Raw genomic sequence first — 18565 nt, forward strand, 5'->3', positions numbered from 1 at the left:
CAGGGTGGAAACTGGGGCCGCGCTACGCCTATCGGTGCAGGTGCGCAAGCAAGGGCTGCTTGTTTCACGGCATGGCTCCGCTTTGGGCGATTTCGCCAGAGACAGGTTTCACGCAATTTTGTTACGCGTAGCGGAAGAATGAAGGGGGGATGATGGGCCGCATTCTGACGATCCTGCTGTTGGGGCTGAGCCTGGCCGGCTGCGCGGCCAAGGGCGCGCTCAAGCTCGATTGCGCCGATTTCGCCGCCTTCGTCCATCCGATCGAGCTGACCCCGCTCGAGCGCCAGATCCGCGCGCTCGACCTGGAAACGCTGCCCCCCGCCGAGCGCGACCTCGCCAACCGGCTCGCCGCGGCCGAAATCGCGCGGCTGCGCGGCGATCCCGCCTTCCTCGCCGCCCGTCCCAGCCCCGAGCGGCCGTTGCTGCTGCTCTCGGGCGGCGGCCAATGGGGCGCATTCGGCGTGGGGCTGATGAACCAGCTGGTCGAGAACCGCCAATTCCCCGATTTCGCCGTGGTAACCGGCGTGAGCACCGGCGCGCTCCAGGCGCTGTTCGTGGGCGCCGGGCTCGACCGGCAGGACGGCGAAGGCGCGGCGATCCGCCAGGCGCTGGCCGACGCCTATTCGCCGGCCCGGGAAAGCGACATCATCGATCGCGAGCGCTGGCAGGCCATGGCCGCGATCAATGGCGCGCTGGCCAATCTGAAGCCGCTGCGACGCCGTTTCGAGCAACGCATCTGCCCGGCGATCTACGATCCGGCATCGCCCGCCGGCCGGGCGGGCCTGTGTATCGTCAGGACGCTGCGCGACGCCAAGGGTCGCAAGGTGCTGCTCGGGTTGATCGAAGCGAATTCGGGCGAGTTCGGCTATGTCGACGTGCAGGAGCTGCTGGCTCCCTATGGCGACGGCGCGGCGGACCTCGCCCGCGCCACGCAATGCCTGGCCGGCGCGGCGCTCGCCTCGGCGGCGGTGCCGGCCTTCTACCAGCAGGTGCGGGTCGACGGGAAAACCTATTATGACGGCGGCGTCCGCCAATCGGTGTTCCTCGCCTCGGTGGCGGACGCGCAGCGGCTGGCGAGCGAGCTGGTCCGCAGGGAGCGCGCGCGGCTGCTGGACCGCCAGCCCGAGGCGGCATCGCAGGCGGCGGGCGATATCTATGTGATCCGCAACGGCCCCACCTGGCTACCGCCCGACCAGGCGGTCCTGCCCGGCCATCCCGCCGACATCGACACGCATGCCGACGCGCTACGCGCGGTGCAGCGGAGCGAGGCGATCATGGTCAACCAGCTGGAGATCGGCTCGATCGCGGCGCTGCGGCTCGGCCGGCCGGGAGGCGGGGTCTGGTTCGTCAGCGCCGACGGCTATCGCAACTATACGCCGACCTATGACCGCGGCATCAAATGCGGGCCGCTCAAGGAAGCGGCGCGCGGGGCGATGTTCGTCCCCGGCTTCATGCGCTGCATGATGGACTATGGCCGCAACCGCGCGACGGGCGGCGAACCGTGGATCGACTTGTGCCATTATGACGGCACCGAGACGCGGGCAGTGTGCCGGCGGCCCGACGGGACGATGCCGGGCGCAGTGGGAAGATTCTGACGTTCAGCACAGGAGGAAATGCGCATGACCGATACGAGCGACGATGAGATGGGTGCAGCGAAATGGGGCGCGCACCGGGTGAGCGTCAGGGGCGTGAGATCCCGCGAAATGGCGCAGCTTCTGGAAGATACCGCCAAGTTCGTGCGCGAGAATTGGCCCGTGGACGATCGCGACGACAGTTTCGAGATGATGTACAAGCGCACCGACCTCGGGGACTTCGTCATCGTCGATTATCGCCCCTAGGCGCCGGGCCGGGGCCGGGCGATCTCCTCGCCCGGCCATTCGGGAACTCGGGCGCTCGCCCGATCCCGAGCTAGCGCTTCGCTCCCGTCTTCCGGTCGAGGAAGTCGAGGATCGTGTTCCACAGGTGCACGCTGATGCCGGGGCCGCCGACCTTGTGGGTGTGGCCCGGGTAGAACATCATCTCGAACGGCACTTCCGCCCTTTGCAGCGTCGCCGCCAGCGCGGTGCTGTTCTCGAACACGACATTGTCGTCGGCCATGCCGTGGATCAGCAGCATCGGGTCGGCGATCTTCGCCGCTTCGCCGATATTGTCCGACGCCTTGTATGCCTCGGGCACCTTGTTCGGATCGCCCATGTAGCGTTCGGTATAATGGGTGTCGTACAGTTCCCACTTGGTCACCGGCGCGCCGGCCACGCCCGCGGCGAACACGCCCGGCGCCTTCTCCAGCAGCTTGAGCGTCATGTAGCCGCCATAGGACCAGCCATAGGTGACGACCTTGTTCGGATCGACATAGTCCAGCGACTTCAGATAATTGGCACCCGCCACCTGGTCCTCGACCTCGACCGAGCCCATCGCGTGCCAGATCTGGCTCTCGAAATCGACGCCGCGATTGGCCGAGCCGCGATTGTCGAGCTGGAACCAGATATAGCCGCGCGAGACGAGATATTGCTGGAGCGCGCCGCCCCAGGCCTTGCTCACCTGCTGCGCATGCGGGCCGCCATAATGCTGGAAGAACACCGGATATTTCTTCCCCGGCTCCAGCTTCGGCGTGATCATCTCCCAGTGCAGCACCGAGCCGTCCGCCGCCTTGATCGTGCCGAAGCTGCGCTCGCGATGGCCGGCGAGATAGGCGTTGTAGGGGTGATCCGCGGCGGTGACCGCATTCTCGTTCACCCAGGCGATGCGCTTGCCGGAGGCATCGGCGAGATAGGTCTGGGCGGGCTGGCTCGGGTTCGAGCGCTTGACGATCGCGTGGGTGCCCGAAAGGTCCATCACCGCCTCGTTCCACCAGCCGGCCTCGGTGAGGCGCGTCACCGCCCGGCCCTTGCGATAGTCGGCCGAATAGAGGTGCCGCTCGAGCACCCCGTCCTTGTTGCCGAGGAAGAAGACGCGCCCCCTGGCCTCGTCGACGCCGACAATATCGGGAGTCACTTCCCAATCGCCCTTGGTGATCTGGGCGAACTTGCCCTTGGCGAAGCGGTAGAGATGGCCATGGCCGTCGCGCTCGGACCACCAGAGCAGGCTGCCGTCGCCGAGCGGCGTGAGCGCCTTGGAGAGGTTCACCCAGCTCCTGGCGCGCGCCTTCTCGCTGAACAGCAGGATCGACTTGCCGGTGGCGGGATCGACCTGGAGCAGGTCGAGCACGGTCTGCTCGCGGTTCTGGCGCTGGACGTAGAGCGTCCTGCCGTCCTGCGACCAGTCGACCCGGGCGAGATAGATATCGGCATCGGCACCGAGATCCACGGCCACCTTGTGCCCGCCCTGCGGGTCCATGACATAGAGCGCGACCTTCGCATTGGGCGTGCCGGCCTTGGGATAGCGCTGCTGGAAGAGCTGCGTGCCCTCGGCGCCGATCGCGGCGCGGGTGACGATGCCCACCGGCGCCTCGTCGAAGCGCTCGACCGCGACATATTTGTCGTCCGGCGACCACCAATAGCCGTTGAACCGCGCCATTTCCTCCTGCGCGACGAACTCGGCCTCGCCCCAATGGACGGTGCCCCGGCCGTCGTCGGTGATGGCGCGCGGCTCGCCCCCGGCCGCGCCCAGCACCACCAGATTCTGGTCCTGCACCCAGGAGACATAGCCGCCCGCGGGGCTGACCTCGGCATTGAGCTTGGGCCCGGCCTTGGCGGGCAGCTTCGCGATGGTGCCGTCGATTCCGGCGCGATAGAGCTCGCCTTCCAGCGGCACGAGCACCGACTTGCCGTCGGGCGCCCAGTCATAGGCGACGATGCCCTTGCTGCCGCCGATGCGCGCGCGCTCGCGCTGCATCTTCTCGGCCTCGGAAAGCGCGGCGCCGGTGCCGACCTTCTTCGAATCGACGAGCATCCGCCACTCGCCGGTGCGCGTGTCCATCGCCCACAGGTCGAACCGTTCCTTCTCGTCGGCACGGTTGCGCAGAAGCGTCAGGAACTTGCCGTCGGGCGAAAGCTTGGCGGCGCGGGGCTGCGGTCCGTTCAGATCGGGGCTGGCGAAGACGCGCTCGAGCGTGAGCCCCTTCGTCTGCGCCAAGGCGTCATTCGCCATCAGCGGCGTTCCCAGCATCGCAAGCCCGACCAGCCATTTCCGCATAAACCCCATTCTCCTTGGGGCAGCGTTATTGCGGGGGAACGCGGCGCGGTAAAGCCCCGGCGGGTGCGCCACACTTCACGAATCTTGCGCGCTCCGGCAATAAAATCACGCGACAATGTTTCCATTTCATTCGCATTTCGTGCCGAACGAACAGGGCCTTCCCCTCGTCCAGCCGCGTGGCGAACCTCGCTTCCACGGACAGGTGCGAGCGCTGATCAACAGGCATAGCCATGCGAACGCAACCTCCGTCGCCGCGGAGGACCTGGTCCTGAAGGAGGCGCTTTCCCGCATCCGGCAGCGTGAGGGTCCGTCGCCCGGATATCGGCTTTCCGAGCTTCCGCGACGATCCCCCTTGCCGGACGCCACCGCCGCTTGCGGAGGCATGCATGGAGCCGGGAGCGACATTGCCGCTCCCGGCTCCCGCAGCTTACAGGCCGTCGACGCTCTTGCTGACCAGGACGTTCACTGCAACGCGGCGGTTCTGCGCCTTGCCTTCGGGCGTGTCGTTGCTCGCCGCCGGATCAGCCTTGGCCATGCCGGTCGGAGTCAGCATGCGGTACGGCTTCCATCCGCAGACCTGCTGCAGATAGTTGATGACGCGGCCGGCACGCTTTTCGCTGAGTTCCTGGTTGAAGTCGTCGCTTCCGGTCGAATCCGTATAGCCGACCACCAGCAACAGGGCATTCTCCGTCTGCCCGGCCGAATTCGCGGCGGTGCAGAGCTCGGCCTTGTCCTGAGGAGAAATTTCCGTCTTGCCGACATCGAAGTGCACGTTCGTCGTGCTCTTGACGTTGTACTTGTCGATATCGGCCATGCGGCCGCGCAGGGCCTCGGTAGCCGCCGCCTGCTCCTCGAAGCGCTGCGACGTTCCGCTCTGGATCATCGTCGCGGTCCTGAGGTCGTTCTTCCGAAGGCTGATCTGGCTCGCCACCAGCACGCCGTCCGCCTGCATCGTCTTGACGGTGACCGGCAGTCCGTTGAGCAGCGCGTTCGGGGCGAGCTTGCTGCCACCGAACAGACCGCCTCCCGCCTTGACCCGCGTCATGTCGGTGATGGCGATCGTCGTGCTTGCGCCATCGGCGCTCGTGACCTTCATCCTGTCGCCGGTGCGCGCGGTGATGACGCCCTTGATTTCGGGCCCTTCGGTCATCGCGGACGGGGCAGGACCGTTCACGACGATATTGGGATCGGGCGCGCTCTGCTGCTGCGCATATGCGCCGCCCGACGCAGATACGGCCAGCATGGCAGCCAGGAAGCGAACCCCCTGCTTTTTGGAAATGACACGCATTGAGCAACCTCCTTCAAATTGCCCCCCACCGGCGCGCCTTGCGTGTTCCGGTAAAGCTGTCCGGCAGATGAACAGGCCCGGAACGCCCGCTCGCCGAGCGGACGGTTCGAGCGCGCCGTGCGACGAGCCGATGGCGGAGGCTCGCGAGAACCGTGCCTTAGTCCAGGCCCAGCGCCACCTTGCGCGAGACGAGGATGAAACGCGGACCGGCGCCGTTCAGCGCGGCGCGGTCATCCGGATTGTAGAGCGCGCACTTCCGGAGGCTCAGGCAACCGCAGCCGATGCAACCGTCGAGATCGTCGAGCGTGCGCTGGAGCTGGGCCATCTGCACCTCGATCCGTCGGCGGATGGCGCTGCTGATCCGTGCCCAATCCTCGCTTGTGGGCGTGCGCCCCTCGGGCAGCTTGCGCAGCTCGTCCGCGATCTGCGGCAAGGTGAGGCCCAATTGCTGGGCGATCAGTGCGAAGGAGATGCGGCGGATGTCCGAACGCAGGAACCTGCGCTGATTGCCGCGCGTGCGGATCGGATGCACGATCCCCTTCCCTTCGTAGAAGCGTACGGCCGAGACCGCGATGCCCGTGCGCGCCGCCAGTTCGCCGATCGTCAGAAGCTCGTTCCCGCGCACGTCGATTTCCTGCTTGACCTGAACTTAGGTTGAGGTTGTAGCTGCTCGCGACATGGCATCCAACCGGAAAGGAAATCCATGTCCCAACCCTATATCGAGCATGTGAACGTGACGGTGCGCAGCCCCGAGCGCGCGGCGAAGCTGCTCGGCGACCTGTTCGACTGGCACATCCGCTGGGAAGGCCCGGCGCGCGACGGCGGCCGTACCATCCATGTCGGCGACGATCGCACCTATCTCGCGGTCTACACTCCGCCCGAGACGCCCGATCAGGCAACCTTCGAGAAGGGCCGTCCGCTCAATCATGTCGGCATCCTGGTCGACGATCTCGACGAGATCGAGCGCCGCGTCGTCGCGGCCGGGCTGATCCCGTTCAACCATGCCGATTACGATCCCGGCCGGCGCTTCTATTTCCTCGACCATGACGGGACCGAATTCGAGATCGTCAGCTACGCCTGAATATCTGACTAACCATCAATTTTCGGCAACCTGCCGCGGCCGTGCCGGGTTCTTCCAGCGAATTCCGATCGCAGGGAGAACCCGCATGTCCACCAATCACGACGTGTCCAAGCTGGACGACCTGATCGTCACCACCATCGACAGCGTGCGCGGCTACGAACATTCGGCCAGGCACGCCGATGCCGGCCGCTTCCGCGCCTTTTTCGACGATATGGCCGACGAACGCCGCCGCGTGATCGACGCGCTCTCGGCCAAGAGCCGTGAGCTGGGCGGCACGCCGGCGGAATATGGCTCGACCGCCGCGACCATCCATCGCCGCGTGGAGGATCTGCGCCGAGTGCTGGGTGGCGGCGACGAAGCGATCCTGAGCGAAATCGAGCGCGGCGAGGATTATCTGAAGGAAGAGTTCGATCGCGTGCTGCACGACGAGCGGATGTCGACGGGCGCGCTCGGCGTAGTTCGGGAATGCTATGCATCGGTGCTCAAGGGGCACGATACGGCGAAGAAGCTGCGGGACCTGCTCCAGGCGGCGGGCTGACGCGCCGGGCCGCGGCGACGACTAGCGGCGTCCGTCCTCCGCCGCCAGCCGCTGCCGCACCGCCGCCAGCACCGGCGCGAGTTGGGGCAAGCTGGCACAGGCAAGGCGCGGCTCGTTGAACGCCGCCACCGCCTTGCGCGCCTGCACGATGCTCTGCGCGTTGTTCAACAACAGGTTATAGTCCCCGCCATAGACGCTGTAGGCTGCGTTCGGACCATTGCCCCAGCGCTTCGCCTCCGCATCCACCTGCCCCGCCTCGTACAACGCCTGTATCGCCTTGCGCACGGCCTGGCGCATCTGCAACTCGGCCGGGGATGCGGGCTCCGGCTCCGGGAAGCCCGCGGCGCGGGACCAGTGGCTCTGCTTCCCGGCCGGGGCCCGGAACCAGTCCTTCTCGACGACGCGCCAATTATAGGCGGCATGGACGAGCGCCGAACAGAACATCGGGCGAAACGCCGCGTCATCGGCCAGATAGCCGACGCGGCGATCGGGCCAGGAGCGTATCCCGACCGGACCGCTCGCTATCGTGGCCGAGGCGGCAGGGGCGAGTATCTCCTTCACGCCGGCAAAGCCGGAGCACCCCATCGCCGGATCGCGCAACTTCTCCTCGGCCACGCCCTTCTGCGCCAACCCCGAGACTCGAACCGCCGCAAAGCTGTAGCTCTGCTGCCATGCCTGCCTGTCCGCGGGAGTGACGGCGCCGACGGCGCCCATCCCCGCCTGATGGATTGCCCGGGCGGTGCGAACGTGCAGGCTGCGGAACGCCGCCGCTTGCGACGACAGACGCGCCGTAGCGCCGGTTTCCCAACCCTGCGGGGTGGGCTCGCCGGCGCCCGGCACATGGCCGAAACGCTGATTGGCGATGCTTTCGACGAGCGATGCGCAGACGATGTACCGATATCCTTCGGGCTGATAGAGATAGCCCGGCAGGCGCATCGGCAGCCCCTGCATGAAGCTCACTCCCGCCATCGTGGGAAGGCCGCGGATCGGCTTGGCCAGCAAGGCCTGGACCTGTTGTGCGAGCGGAGCCGCGGCGGGATCGGCCAGGCATTGGGACGAACGGGCGTTCAGCGCCTGCGCGCCTCGTCCCCCGGCCAGATGAAGTCCGGCGTGATATCGGACTCCGTTGTAGAGTTTCAGATAGTTCTTGTAGGAAGATGCCGGCCATTGCTTCGCGGCGTTCCAGGCGCGATCGGCCGGCGCCAGCGCGGCATTGCGAAGCGCGGCGCTCAACCGCTCCTCCTCGGCGGAGATCCGGGGCTTCAGCGCGCCCCATTTGAGCGTGTCCACGCCCTGAATGCGCATGCTCGGCAGGTTCTCGGTGCCGAAATACATCCAGGCGATCTCTTCGAGCAGAGCCTGGCAACGCAGATCGCGCGCTACCTGCGGGTAGCGCTGATATTCTTCGAGCTGAATGAACCAATTTTCGACATTCGCCTCGGGATTCCTGCGCTCCCCGAGCGGCAGGCTCCGCGATCGCTGCGCGGCGGCCGGCAATGCCTGGAGGAGGCCGAGCAACAGCAGGAACACCAGCATGGCGATACGGAACCGGGATTGCATCGATCGTCCCCAAATGCCGGCATGGCTTCGGAAGCATGGTTCCCGGCCCGGGACCGAGTCTCAATCGGTGCTGCGACGAACCCGCCGCCCGGCTCGACGAAGCTCGCGATGGCGCACAAACGAAGCGGGGCGCGGAAGCCGTCTGCCTCCGCGCCCCGCGCTCGTTCGAATGCAGCCGGGCTTATTCGGCGGCAACTGCCTCGGTGCGGACCTCGCGACGCTCGGCGATACGCGCCGACTTGCCGGTGCGGCCACGCAGATAATAGAGCTTCGCGCGACGCACGACACCGCGGCGGACCACTTCGATGCTGTCGATGTTCGGCGAATAGAGCGGGAAGACGCGCTCGACGCCCTCGCCGAAGGAAATCTTGCGGACAGTGAACGAGGAACCCATGCCCTTGTTCGAGCGGGCGATGCACACGCCCTCATAGTTCTGCACGCGGGTGCGCTCGCCTTCGACGACCTTCACGCCGACCTTGAGGGTGTCGCCCGGGCGAAACTCCGGAATCTTCTTCGCCGCGTTGAACTTGGCGATCTGCTCGGCTTCGAGCGTCTGGATCAGGTTCATTTCACATCGTCCTGTTTTCGTCGCCGCGCGCCAGAGGGAGGTTGGACCCGAGCGCCCTCGTGGCGCTCCCAAAGGTCCGGCCTCCGTAGCCGTGTATCGCTCTCGGCACGGGCGCGTCGCCAGGCCTCGATCTTCGCATGATCCCCCGATCGCAGCACTTCGGGGATCGTGCGCCCTTCCCATTCGACAGGTCGGGTATATTGCGGATATTCGAGCAGCCCCGTTTCGAAGCTCTCGTCCATGCCGCTGGAAGGCGCGCCCATTACTCCGGGAATGAGGCGAATGCAAGCGTCGAGAAGCGTGAGCGCCGCCATCTCGCCGCCCGAGAGGATATAGTCGCCGATCGAGACCTGCTCGATGTCGCGCGCCTCGAACAATCGCTCGTCGATCCCCTCGAACCGGCCGCACAGGATCACCGCGCCGGGGCCGTCGGCCAGCGCGCGGACCCGATCCTGCGTCAGCGGCTTGCCGCGGGGCGTCATCGCGAGGATCGGGCGCGCGGGCCCCTGGCCCGGCACGACGCTGTCGAGCGCGGCGGCGATCACGTCGGCGCGCATCACCATCCCCGCTCCGCCGCCGGCCGGCGTGTCGTCGACCGAGCGATGCCTGTCGGTCGCGAAGTCGCGGATCTGGACGGCCTCCATGCTCCACAGCCCCTCGCGCAGCCCCCTGCCCGCGAGCGAGATGCCGAGCGGACCGGGAAACATCTCCGGGTAGAGCGTGAGGATGGTGGCGACGAAGGGCATGGGAGCCTTTCCCCCCCGGGAACGCGATTGGCAAGGGGCGGATTGCGACATCATCGACGCGGCTCCCGCCTGCAGCGATCGATCGGGGGATGCCGATCGACGGCGTGCTCGCCTATCGGGGCGACAAGGTGATCGACGTCAGGTCGGGCGCCTCCCTGCCCTGACATGAAGAGGCCGGACGATCCCGCGGATCGCCCGGCCTCCATCCTGCGCGGTCGCTAGCTCCCGCAACCGCCGCAGCCACCGCCGCCGCAGCCACCGCCGCCGCAGCCCCCTCCGCCGCTACCGCAACCGCTGCCGCCGCTCCCGCCATCGCTGCCCGAGCTTGTAGCGCGCATCTGGTGGAAGCCGCCCCAGTCCGAGCCGACCAGCACCACGGTACCGAACAGGGCCACCGCGAGATCGGTCTCGCCGCCGGCAGGAGCCCGGCGAAGCCTTTCGCTCCGCGCACGCGCCTCGGCGAGCGCCTCCTGTCCTGCGCGGGTCCGCCGGTCGAGCGCGGCGAAGCGGATCAGCGCGAGGATCCCGGTGACCACCAGCAGCGCGGTGAGATAGCCGACCGGCTTCTCCCGCGCCTCGCCGATCAGCAGCTTGGCATAGCCGAAGCCAAGGAGCAGGACATAGGGCAGCGTCTGGAAGAAGCGCATCTGCAGCGCATTCCACCCGTCCATCAGCAGCCCGGCATCTATCAGCCGTTCGCGGATGCGCTCGCCATGCCTGCCCACTGCGCCGGCGACCCGGTCCCAACTTGCCCCGTCGGGCAGCGCGAGCACGCTGCGTTCCACCGGGGTGCCTCCGCCGAGCTGGCTGGGCGTGAACTTGTTCTTGCCCGCCATCGCCAGCTGCCGGGTGGCGAGCAGGCGGGCGGCGACGGTTTCGGCAAGGCGGGTGCCGCCGCCCGCCAGCCAGGCGAGATCTTCGGTATCGATGCGGCGCGGCGTGCGGCCTTCGGGCCTGAGCCAGCGCGGAATGGTGAAGCCGGCGATGATCGTGAGGATCAGCAGCCCGCCATAGAGGATGAGAAACGGCCCGCCGGTAAGATCGAAGGGTCCGAGCGACATAAGTCCTAGCTCCTCAGCAGATACCCCAGGACCAGGACGGAGAGCACCGCGAACAAGATCGGCAGCGCGATCCGGAATGGCCTCCGGGGCACGATGAATGCGTCGCGCGGATGCACGCGGCGCGCCTTGTGGTCCTCCAGAAGCCGCCGCCCCGCGTCGGGCCACAGATCCGCGGGCGGCGCGCCGAAGACGCGCTCGTAGCTGCGCAGCGTCTCGGCATATTGGGTGAAATAGCGATGCCCCTCCGTTCGCCCGCCGGCCGTGGGCCCGTGATGGAGCGCGCGGCCGAGCACCTGGGGGCAGAAGCGCTCCCAATAGTCGCGGGTATAGGTGAGGTGCAGGTGCCAGGCCTGGTCGACCTGGTCCGAGGGCGTGACGGGATGATCGGCCGTCACCGCGAGGAAGCAGAAGCGCCTATACTCCTCGATCACGCGCTCGGCCTCGGCGCCGGTCCAGCCATTCTCGCGCGCCAGCCGCGCCGCGAAGCTCAGCTCCGCATCCTCGGGACCGATGGTGTAATGGGAAAGCGCCATCCAGACCGGGTGGCCGGTGGGGGTTCGAGACAGACCGGGGGCCTTGCTCATCTAAATTCCCACTAACTCAGTAGGTTTAAAATGTCAAGCCCCCGGATCGCCTCGCTCGCTCAAGGCTTGGCGGCGGGTTTCGGCCGGAAGCGCAATGCCTGGATGGTCGCCGGACGAGTCGGGGCCAGCAGCACCGTGCCGTCGAGCAGCCCCTTGTCGCAGTGCCAGCGAAAGGCGACGGAGAGCGCGCCGCTCGGGAAGAGCGGCTCGACCTTGCCCGTGCACGCCCCAAGCTGCGCGCGCAGGGCCGCCAGATCGCCGCGCCACCCCTCGGCCGAGCGATCCATCAGGAAATTCATCGCGAGGGCGGAACCCGCGACGGAGACGTCGCCCGCCGCATAGATGGCCCGCGCGGTCTGCTGGGCCGCAACCAGTTCCGGAGTCGCCGGCGGCTCGGCGAACTGGAGCGCACCGGCCTTGTCGAGCGCGAACATCGCATCCCAGGCCGTGCCCGCGGCACCGGTATAGGTGCGGTTGGTGAAGACGAAGATGCCCACGCCCGCCCCGGGCAGCAGGAGCATGTGCGAGCCATAGCCGGGATAGCCGCCGCCATGATGGAGCATCAGCCCGAGCTGGCAGTCCTGCGACACGCGCAGGCCCTTGCCATAGGCGGCGGCCTGCGTGCAGCCGTCCTTGGCCGTGCCGCCCATGCGCGGAGTGGCCCGCACGAAGTTCAGCCCCTGCGCCAGTTCGCGCACCGTGGCGCGCTTGACCGGCCCCGTGTCCGGCCCGTCGCGAGGCGGCCATGCGGAGAGCAGGAAGGCGATCCACTTGCCATAGTCGTTGGCGCTCACCTGCAGCCCGCCCATCGGGCCGAAGGCGCCGTCGCGCATGGTCGGCTCCTCGCGCCAGACGCCATCCTCGAAGCGATAGCCGATGGCGCGGCGCGCGATCGGCCATTCGGACACTTCGAATCCGCTCGAACCCATGCCCAGCGGCGCGAGGATCGTGCGCTCGACATAGGTGCGATAGGGCATGCCCGACGCCTTGGCGACGATCCGCCCGAGCAGCGCATAGCCGAAGTTCGAATATTCGTGCTCGGTCTCGGGCACGCGGCTGAAGGGAACGCCGGCCCGGAGCAGCTTCGCGAACTCGGCCTCGGGCATCGGCGTCTGGCGATCTCCCCAGGGGTCATCGGTGACGAAGCCGGCCACATGGGAGAGCAGGTCCCGGATCCGGATATGGGGGCTGTCCGTCGTCGGATATTTCCAGCCGCGCATTTCGGGGACGTATTTCTCGGCGAAATCGTCGAGCGAGAGCTTGCCGGCATCGCGAAGCGACAGGATCGACAGCGCAGTGAAGGCCTTGGTCATCGAGGCGATGCGGAACAGCGTGTCGGCCGTGACCGGGCGCTTCTCGGCCAGATCCTGCACGCCGACGCCGCGGACATGGACGAGACGCCCCTCCGCGACGATGCCGTAAACCAGGCCCGGCACAGGCGTATCGCGCTGGAAGGTCTCGAATTGGCGGTCGATCGCCTCGAACTGCGATTGGAGCGCCGCTTCCGTCGTCTGCGCGACGGCCGGCATGGCCGGGCAGCAGAGCGCCACGGCGAGCGCGGTACGGTGCCAGTTCATTGCGCATATCCCCCGATGTTCGCGGGGAGGATAACCGGCCCCTAGCGGGCGCGCCAGCCGAACCATGCCTCGGATATGAACCAGGCCATCAGCGCATCCGCCCCGTGGCCAGCGCGATCGCCCAGTCCGGGCGCCCTTCCGCCTCCGCCTTTCGCGCAGCGGCGCGATGGTCATAGGCGACGGCATGGAGCCCGATCTCCTCCCCGTCGATCACCGCATAGCGGGCAAGCGGATCGCCATTCTCGACCCGATAGGGCCGGGGATGATCGTCGTCATAGGCCTGGAGCCCGACGCTGCCGGGATTGAGCACGCGGCGCCCGCCGGGGAGCGTCAGCAGGCGCGGAACATGGGTGTGGCCGCACAGGATGCGCCCCTCCCCGCGCCCCGCCAGCCGCTCGGCAAGCTCGGCCTCGCTCGCGGCGCGCAGGCTCGCGCCCGCCAGCGTCTCGGTGAGCGGCGCGACGTCGCTGTCTGGCGTACCATGGCACAGGAACATGTCCTCCAGCGCCAGCGTCGCCGGCAGGCCCGCCAGCCAGGCCAGCGCCTCCGGACCCAGCACGGCATTGGCAAAGCCATCGGAGGCGTTCATCCGCGCCGGTGGATCGGTGAGTACCTGCCGCTCGTGATTGCCCGCGATGGTCGGCCAGTCGCGCGCCATCAGCCAGGCGGCGGTCTCGGCCGGCCAGAGCGGGCCCGAGAGGATGTCGCCCAGGTTGACGAAGCGGGTGCAGCCCCGCGCCCGGGCATCGGCGACGACTGCGATCAGGGCCGGAAGATTGCCGTGGATGTCGGAAAGGACCGCGATGCGCGTCATTCGACGAAGGCGGCGCTCACCACCAGCCGTTCGGCATCCCATTCGGGCACGGCGGCGGGGATCATCGGCACCATGAAGCGCTTGGCCTTGCCGCTTTCGTCAGCCGGCCGCTCGATCTCGAGCACGTCGCCCGCACCGAAATTGTCGATCGCCACGACCTTGCCCAGCGCCGCGCCCTCATCGGAGACGGCGGGGAGACCCAACAGGTCGACATGATAATATTCGCCCTCGCCGAGCGAGGGCAGCGCCGAGCGCGGGACGCTGAGTTCGGTCCCGCGCAGGGCCTCGGCCGCATTGCGGTCGGCCACTTCGGCGAAGCGCGCGATCGTGCCGTTCGGCCCGCCGCGCACCGATTTCAGCGTCAGCGCACCGCCATTGAACCGGCGGTGCGTCGACAGGTCCTCGGCGAAGACCTTCAGGCGGACCTCGCCCGTCACGCCGTGCGCGCCGATCACGACGGCGAGCGTAACGGGCTGATCGCTGGACAAGGCTTACGCCTCGGCCGGCGGGGTCTCTTCGGCGGTCGCCTCGGCGACCTGCTCGGCTTCCGCCGTCGGCTCTTCGGTCGCCGCTTCGACTTCGGCGGCCATCACAGCCTCGGTTTCCTCGTTCGAGCCCTCGGCCGGGGCTTCCTCGGCGGCCGGAGCCGGCGCGGCGGCAGCGGCGGCGGCCTCGGCCTTCGCCTCGGCGGCGGCTTCCTCGGCGGCCTTCAGCTTCTCGGCACGCTCCTCGGCACGCTCGACGGCCTTCTCGCCCGGCTTGCCCTTGTTCGGGTTGTTCTTGGCGGTGCGCTCCTTGAGGCCGGCGGCGTCGAGGAAACGGGCGACGCGGTCGGTCGGCTGCGCGCCGACGCCCAGCCAGTAGGTGGCGCGATCATTGTCGAGCACGACGCGCTTGGCATCGTCCTTGGCGAGGAGCGGGTTGTAGGTGCCGATCTTCTCGATGAACTTGCCGTCGCGGGGCGAGCGGGCATCGGCAACGACGATGCGATAGTACGGACGCTTCTTCGAGCCGCCGCGCGACAGACGCAGGGAAATAGCCATTACAATCTTCCTTCTTCGTATTCGTCAGCCCGGCATGCACCGGGTCTGGTCTGGTTGTTGCCCCGCCGCCTGACGGCTGGGCGGGGGATCACTTCTTCTTCAGAAAATTCTCGAAACCGGGCGGGAGCTGCGGGGCGCCGGGGCCGCCGAGACCGGGAAGCCCGCCGGCGCCACCGGGGCCGTCCAGCTTGCCCATCATGTCGCCCAGGCCGGCGCCGCCCAGCGCGTTGCCGACGCCGCCCATGCCGCCGCCCGGACCGCCCTTGCCGAGCATGCCCATCAGGCCCTTGAGCCCGCCCATCTTCTTCAGCCGCTTCATCGCGGTCTGCATCTCGAGGTGCATCTTCAGCAGCTTGTTGACGTCCTGCACGGTCGTTCCCGAGCCCTTGGCGATGCGGATCTTGCGCTTGGCGTTGATCAGGTCGGGCTTGGCGCGCTCCTTCGGCGTCATCGAGGTGATCATCGCGTCCATGCGGATCAGCACCTTGTCGCCGCCGACCTGGTCGACCGCCGCCTGCGCCTTCTTCATGCCCGGCATCATGCCGGCGAGCGCGCCCAGGCCGCCCATGCGGCGCATCTGGGCAAGCTGGCCGCGCAGGTCGTTCATGTCGAACTGGCCCTTGGCCAGCCGCGCCGCCATCTTCTCGGCGTCTTCCTCCTGGATCGCCGCCGCCGCCTTCTCGACCAGGCTGACGACGTCGCCCATGCCCAGGATACGGCCGGCGACACGCTTGGGATGGAAGGGCTCGAGCGCATCGAGCTTCTCGCCCATGCCGGCGAACTTGATCGGCTTGCCGGTGACCGCGCGCATCGACAGCGCCGCGCCGCCGCGCGCATCGCCGTCCATGCGGGTGAGGATCACGCCGGTGAGCGGCACCTGCTCGGAGAAGCTGGTCGCGACATTCACCGCGTCCTGGCCGGTAAGCGAGTCGACGACGAGCAGGATCTCGTTCGGCCGGGCGATGTCCGCCACCGCCTTCATCTCGTCCATCAGCGCCTGGTCGACGTGCAGGCGGCCGGCGGTGTCGAGCATCAGGACGTCATAGCCCTGAAGCCTGGCGGCATTCAGCGCGCGCCTGGCGATCTCCACCGGCTGCTGGCCGGCGACGATCGGCAGCGTCTGCACCTCGGTCTGGGTGCCGAGCACGGCGAGCTGCTCCTGCGCGGCGGGACGATTCACGTCCAGCGACGCCATCATCACCTTCTTGCCCTGGCTCTTGAGCAGGCGCGAGAGCTTGGCAGTGGTGGTCGTCTTGCCCGAGCCCTGGAGGCCGACAAGCATGATCACGGCCGGCGGCGTCACGTCGATCGAAAGCTCGGCCGTGTCCGGACCCAGCATGTCCACGAGCGCGTCGTGGACGATCTTCACCACTTGCTGGCCCGGCGTGACCGAGCGCAGCACCTCGTGGCCAATGGCCTTCTCGGTCACCTTCTCGACGAAGTCGCGCGCCACCGGAAGCGCGACATCGGCCTCCAGCAGGGCGATCCGCACTTCGCGCATGGCGGTGCGGACATCGGCCTCGGTCAGCGCGCCACGACCACGCAGGCGCTCGAATACGCCACCCAGCCGTTCGCTCAGACTTTCGAACATCGACCAAAAAACTCCAAATCCGACCATGGCCCGTCAAAACGCAAAACACGCCGGCGGACGAAACCTCGTCAGCCAGCGTCGCCCCTCGGGGCGGCAAATGTTTCGCGTTCGAAGAGAACGGTCGCGGCGGCCCCTACTCCATCGGAGCGTGGGAGGCAAGTGCATCAAACGCCTCGCCGCGCCTGCCGGGGGAATGAGCGAACTGCATTTATTGCGCGAACATGCCGTCGGCTTAACCCGTTCTATACCGAGTGCGTGAGAAACGAACCCGGTTGCAGTTGGGGGATCGTTCCCGGCATGTCGCTGGACCACGAAGAACAAGCCTTATCGCGAAGCGCCCCGCGCCCGGCCCTGTTGTCGGGTGCGATCAGCGTTGCCGCGATTCTGCTCTTCATCGGCACCGGCAGCGCCGTGCTCTCCAAGACGCTGCAATATTATTTCGAAGGCGGCGCCCCCGCCGACCGCACGCTCGTCATCGCATTGCTGCTCAACGTCGCGCTGATCCTGTTCGGCTGGCGCCGGCATTCGGAGCTGAGCCACGAGGTGCAGGTCCGCGCCGCCGCCGAGGAGCGCGCCCAGCAACTCGCCAATCGCGATCCGCTGACCGGCTTCTACAACCGCCGCAGCCTTGCCGAGGAAGGCGCGGCGATGTTCGTCCGCGCCCAGCGCCGCCGCAAGGCCATGGCGATGATCATGCTCGACCTCGATCATTTCAAGACGATCAACGACATGCACGGCCATGCCGTGGGCGACGCGCTGCTGCGTGCCGTCGCCGCCGAGATCGCGCATGTCATGCCGCCGATCGCGCTCACCGCGCGGCTGGGCGGCGACGAGTTCGCCTGCGGCTTCCTGTTCGATCCCACCGAACCGGCCGTGGTGGAGCGCATCGCCGAGCGGCTGGTCAGCCGCATGGCCCAGCCCTTCGAGGCGGAGGGCTTGCGCCTGCACATCTCCTGCTCGCTCGGCATCGCGCGCTCGGACTTCGACTGCGCGAGCATCGACGCGCTGATGCGCTCGGCCGACATCGCGATGTACGCGGCCAAGAAATCGGGCCGAAACCGCTATGCCTGGTTCGATCATTCGATGGAGCGCGAACTCCAGATCCGCAACGAGCTGGAGAGCGGGCTGCGCACCGCGATCCCGCGCGGCGAGATCGTCCCCTATTTCGAGCAGCAGGTGGACCTGACCACCAACCGGTTGCACGGCTTCGAAGTGCTGGCGCGCTGGGAGCACCCCACGCGCGGGCTGATTTCCCCCGAGCTGTTCATTCCGATCGCGGAAGAGACGGGAATGATCGCCGACCTGTCGCTCTCGATCATGCGCCAGGCCTTCGTCGCCGCGCGCGACTGGGATCCCGCACTCACGCTTTCGATCAACATCTCGCCCTGGCAGCTGCGCGACGCCTGGCTGGCGCAGAAGATCATCAAGGTGCTGGCCGAGACCGGCTTCCCAGCGAGCCGGCTCGAAGTGGAAATCACCGAAAGTTCGCTGTTCGACAATCTGGCGCTGGCGCAGTCGATCGTCGGCAGCCTGAAGAATCAGGGCGCCCGGCTGGCGCTCGACGATTTCGGCACCGGCTATTCGTCGCTGGCGCATCTGCGCGCGCTGCCCTTCGACCGGATCAAGATCGACAAGAGCTTCGTCATGTCGCTCAACACCAGCGCCGACTCGGCCGCGATCGTCAATGCGATCATCAGCCTGGGCGAGAGCCTCAACCTGCCGATCACTGCCGAGGGCGTGGAGGACGGCGCGATCGAGGAGCGACTGCGCGCCGCGGGCTGCGCCAAGGCGCAGGGCTGGCATTATGGCAAGCCGCTGTCGGTGAGCGGCGTGCGCCGCCTGCTTGCCGAGCGACGGCTGATCCTGACCGGATCGAGCGCACAGGCAGCGCCCGCAGCGCCTTCGGACGATCGGCGGCTGGCGGGCTGAACTTCCGCCCGGGCCCGACATCGTCTATCCTTCGCAGCCGGCACATATGGCAGG

General features: G+C 67.7%; 18 protein-coding genes. 5 read left to right on the top strand and 13 right to left on the bottom strand.

The window, feature by feature from the left end; all coding sequences use genetic code 11:
- Positions 1–152 precede the first annotated feature (152 nt).
- Both BGP17_RS17135 and BGP17_RS17140 read left to right on the top strand, forming a co-directional pair.
- Complete coding sequence (locus tag BGP17_RS17135) at positions 153–1595, top strand: patatin-like phospholipase family protein (protein ID WP_286712857.1); 1443 nt, start codon at positions 153–155, stop codon at positions 1593–1595.
- Positions 1596–1619: 24 nt separating this feature from the next.
- Positions 1620–1838 carry a hypothetical protein gene (locus BGP17_RS17140; RefSeq protein ID WP_286712858.1) on the top strand — a complete coding sequence of 73 codons (219 nt, stop codon included), beginning with the start codon at positions 1620–1622 and terminating at the stop codon, positions 1836–1838.
- 70 nt (positions 1839–1908) lie between these two features.
- Here BGP17_RS17140 and BGP17_RS17145 read toward each other — a convergent pair whose 3' ends face one another.
- The 3 genes from BGP17_RS17145 to soxR form a co-directional block, all read right to left on the bottom strand.
- Positions 1909–4131 carry a S9 family peptidase gene (locus BGP17_RS17145; RefSeq protein ID WP_380926198.1) on the bottom strand — a complete coding sequence of 741 codons (2223 nt, stop codon included), beginning with the start codon at positions 4129–4131 and terminating at the stop codon, positions 1909–1911.
- Positions 4132–4558: 427 nt separating this feature from the next.
- The gene (locus BGP17_RS17150; RefSeq protein WP_286712859.1) at positions 4559–5419 is read right to left on the bottom strand and encodes an OmpA family protein; all 861 of its coding nucleotides are present in this window, start codon (positions 5417–5419) and stop codon (positions 4559–4561) included.
- Positions 5420–5576: 157 nt separating this feature from the next.
- The gene (soxR, locus tag BGP17_RS17155) at positions 5577–6044 is read right to left on the bottom strand and encodes a redox-sensitive transcriptional activator SoxR (protein WP_286712860.1); all 468 of its coding nucleotides are present in this window, start codon (positions 6042–6044) and stop codon (positions 5577–5579) included.
- A 78-nt stretch (positions 6045–6122) separates the two neighbouring features.
- Here soxR and BGP17_RS17160 point away from each other — a divergent pair, with 78 nt between their 5' ends.
- Both BGP17_RS17160 and BGP17_RS17165 read left to right on the top strand, forming a co-directional pair.
- Positions 6123–6500, top strand: a complete 378-nt coding sequence (locus BGP17_RS17160; RefSeq protein ID WP_167298404.1) for a VOC family protein — start codon at positions 6123–6125, stop codon at positions 6498–6500.
- Between the two features lie 85 nt (positions 6501–6585).
- Positions 6586–7038 carry a ferritin-like domain-containing protein gene (locus BGP17_RS17165; protein WP_286712861.1) on the top strand — a complete coding sequence of 151 codons (453 nt, stop codon included), beginning with the start codon at positions 6586–6588 and terminating at the stop codon, positions 7036–7038.
- 21 nt (positions 7039–7059) lie between these two features.
- Here the strand turns inward: BGP17_RS17165 and BGP17_RS17170 are convergent, their stop codons facing one another.
- The 10 genes from BGP17_RS17170 to ffh all read right to left on the bottom strand — a co-directional run bounded on the left by BGP17_RS17170 (position 7060) and on the right by ffh (position 16582).
- Positions 7060–8598: a hypothetical protein gene (locus BGP17_RS17170; protein ID WP_286712862.1), complete on the bottom strand. Its 1539-nt coding sequence runs from the start codon at positions 8596–8598 to the stop codon at positions 7060–7062.
- Between the two features lie 181 nt (positions 8599–8779).
- The gene (gene rplS, locus BGP17_RS17175) at positions 8780–9166 is read right to left on the bottom strand and encodes a 50S ribosomal protein L19 (RefSeq protein WP_167298401.1); all 387 of its coding nucleotides are present in this window, start codon (positions 9164–9166) and stop codon (positions 8780–8782) included.
- Entirely contained in the window at positions 9163–9912 is a 750-nt protein-coding gene (trmD, locus tag BGP17_RS17180; protein ID WP_167298400.1) for a tRNA (guanosine(37)-N1)-methyltransferase TrmD, read from the bottom strand. The genes rplS and trmD overlap by 4 nt, the downstream gene beginning before the upstream one ends.
- Positions 9913–10130: 218 nt before the next feature.
- Complete coding sequence (locus BGP17_RS17185; protein ID WP_286712863.1) at positions 10131–10973, bottom strand: TIGR04222 domain-containing membrane protein; 843 nt, start codon at positions 10971–10973, stop codon at positions 10131–10133.
- Between the two features lie 5 nt (positions 10974–10978).
- Entirely contained in the window at positions 10979–11557 is a 579-nt protein-coding gene (locus BGP17_RS17190) for a glycine-rich domain-containing protein (RefSeq protein ID WP_286712864.1), read from the bottom strand.
- Between the two features lie 59 nt (positions 11558–11616).
- On the bottom strand, positions 11617–13134 hold the full coding sequence (locus BGP17_RS17195; protein WP_286712865.1) for a serine hydrolase domain-containing protein: 1518 nt from the start codon (positions 13132–13134) through the stop codon (positions 11617–11619).
- Positions 13135–13222: 88 nt separating this feature from the next.
- Positions 13223–13948 (bottom strand): metallophosphoesterase family protein, encoded by a 726-nt coding sequence (locus BGP17_RS17200; protein ID WP_243857117.1) that lies wholly within the window; start codon positions 13946–13948, stop codon positions 13223–13225.
- A complete protein-coding gene (gene rimM, locus BGP17_RS17205) occupies positions 13945–14436 on the bottom strand; it encodes a ribosome maturation factor RimM (protein WP_286712866.1) in 492 nt (163 codons plus the stop codon). Before rimM ends, BGP17_RS17200 begins: the two co-directional genes overlap by 4 nt.
- Positions 14437–14439: 3 nt before the next feature.
- Entirely contained in the window at positions 14440–14991 is a 552-nt protein-coding gene (gene rpsP, locus BGP17_RS17210; protein WP_380926197.1) for a 30S ribosomal protein S16, read from the bottom strand.
- Positions 14992–15079: 88 nt separating this feature from the next.
- On the bottom strand, positions 15080–16582 hold the full coding sequence (gene ffh, locus BGP17_RS17215) for a signal recognition particle protein (protein ID WP_167298393.1): 1503 nt from the start codon (positions 16580–16582) through the stop codon (positions 15080–15082).
- A 297-nt stretch (positions 16583–16879) separates the two neighbouring features.
- Between ffh and BGP17_RS17220 the strand changes: the two genes are divergently transcribed.
- Positions 16880–18511 (top strand): putative bifunctional diguanylate cyclase/phosphodiesterase, encoded by a 1632-nt coding sequence (locus BGP17_RS17220; protein ID WP_167298392.1) that lies wholly within the window; start codon positions 16880–16882, stop codon positions 18509–18511.
- The last annotated feature ends 54 nt before the right edge of the window (positions 18512–18565 follow it).

Origin of the sequence: Sphingomonas sp. 67-41, assembly GCF_001899725.1 — a bacterium.
GTDB lineage: Bacteria > Pseudomonadota > Alphaproteobacteria > Sphingomonadales > Sphingomonadaceae > Sphingomonas > Sphingomonas leidyi.

Excerpts from the sequence above, each read along its gene's own strand:
- ffh (WP_167298393.1), bottom strand. The coding sequence starts at position 16,582 with ATGTTCGAAAGTCTGAGCGAACGGCTGGGTGGCGTATTCGAGCGCCTG.
- rpsP (WP_380926197.1), bottom strand. The coding sequence starts at position 14,991 with ATGGCTATTTCCCTGCGTCTGTCGCGCGGCGGCTCGAAGAAGCGTCCG.
- BGP17_RS17185 (WP_286712863.1), bottom strand. The coding sequence starts at position 10,973 with ATGTCGCTCGGACCCTTCGATCTTACCGGCGGGCCGTTTCTCATCCTC.
- BGP17_RS17195 (WP_286712865.1), bottom strand. The coding sequence starts at position 13,134 with ATGAACTGGCACCGTACCGCGCTCGCCGTGGCGCTCTGCTGCCCGGCC.
- BGP17_RS17160 (WP_167298404.1), top strand. The coding sequence starts at position 6,123 with ATGTCCCAACCCTATATCGAGCATGTGAACGTGACGGTGCGCAGCCCC.
- BGP17_RS17145 (WP_380926198.1), bottom strand. The coding sequence starts at position 4,131 with ATGCGGAAATGGCTGGTCGGGCTTGCGATGCTGGGAACGCCGCTGATG.
- trmD (WP_167298400.1), bottom strand. The coding sequence starts at position 9,912 with ATGCCCTTCGTCGCCACCATCCTCACGCTCTACCCGGAGATGTTTCCC.
- BGP17_RS17140 (WP_286712858.1), top strand. The coding sequence starts at position 1,620 with ATGACCGATACGAGCGACGATGAGATGGGTGCAGCGAAATGGGGCGCG.
- BGP17_RS17190 (WP_286712864.1), bottom strand. The coding sequence starts at position 11,557 with ATGAGCAAGGCCCCCGGTCTGTCTCGAACCCCCACCGGCCACCCGGTC.
- BGP17_RS17220 (WP_167298392.1), top strand. The coding sequence starts at position 16,880 with ATGTCGCTGGACCACGAAGAACAAGCCTTATCGCGAAGCGCCCCGCGC.
- BGP17_RS17200 (WP_243857117.1), bottom strand. The coding sequence starts at position 13,948 with ATGACGCGCATCGCGGTCCTTTCCGACATCCACGGCAATCTTCCGGCC.
- rplS (WP_167298401.1), bottom strand. The coding sequence starts at position 9,166 with ATGAACCTGATCCAGACGCTCGAAGCCGAGCAGATCGCCAAGTTCAAC.
- BGP17_RS17170 (WP_286712862.1), bottom strand. The coding sequence starts at position 8,598 with ATGCAATCCCGGTTCCGTATCGCCATGCTGGTGTTCCTGCTGTTGCTC.
- BGP17_RS17150 (WP_286712859.1), bottom strand. The coding sequence starts at position 5,419 with ATGCGTGTCATTTCCAAAAAGCAGGGGGTTCGCTTCCTGGCTGCCATG.
- BGP17_RS17135 (WP_286712857.1), top strand. The coding sequence starts at position 153 with ATGGGCCGCATTCTGACGATCCTGCTGTTGGGGCTGAGCCTGGCCGGC.
- BGP17_RS17165 (WP_286712861.1), top strand. The coding sequence starts at position 6,586 with ATGTCCACCAATCACGACGTGTCCAAGCTGGACGACCTGATCGTCACC.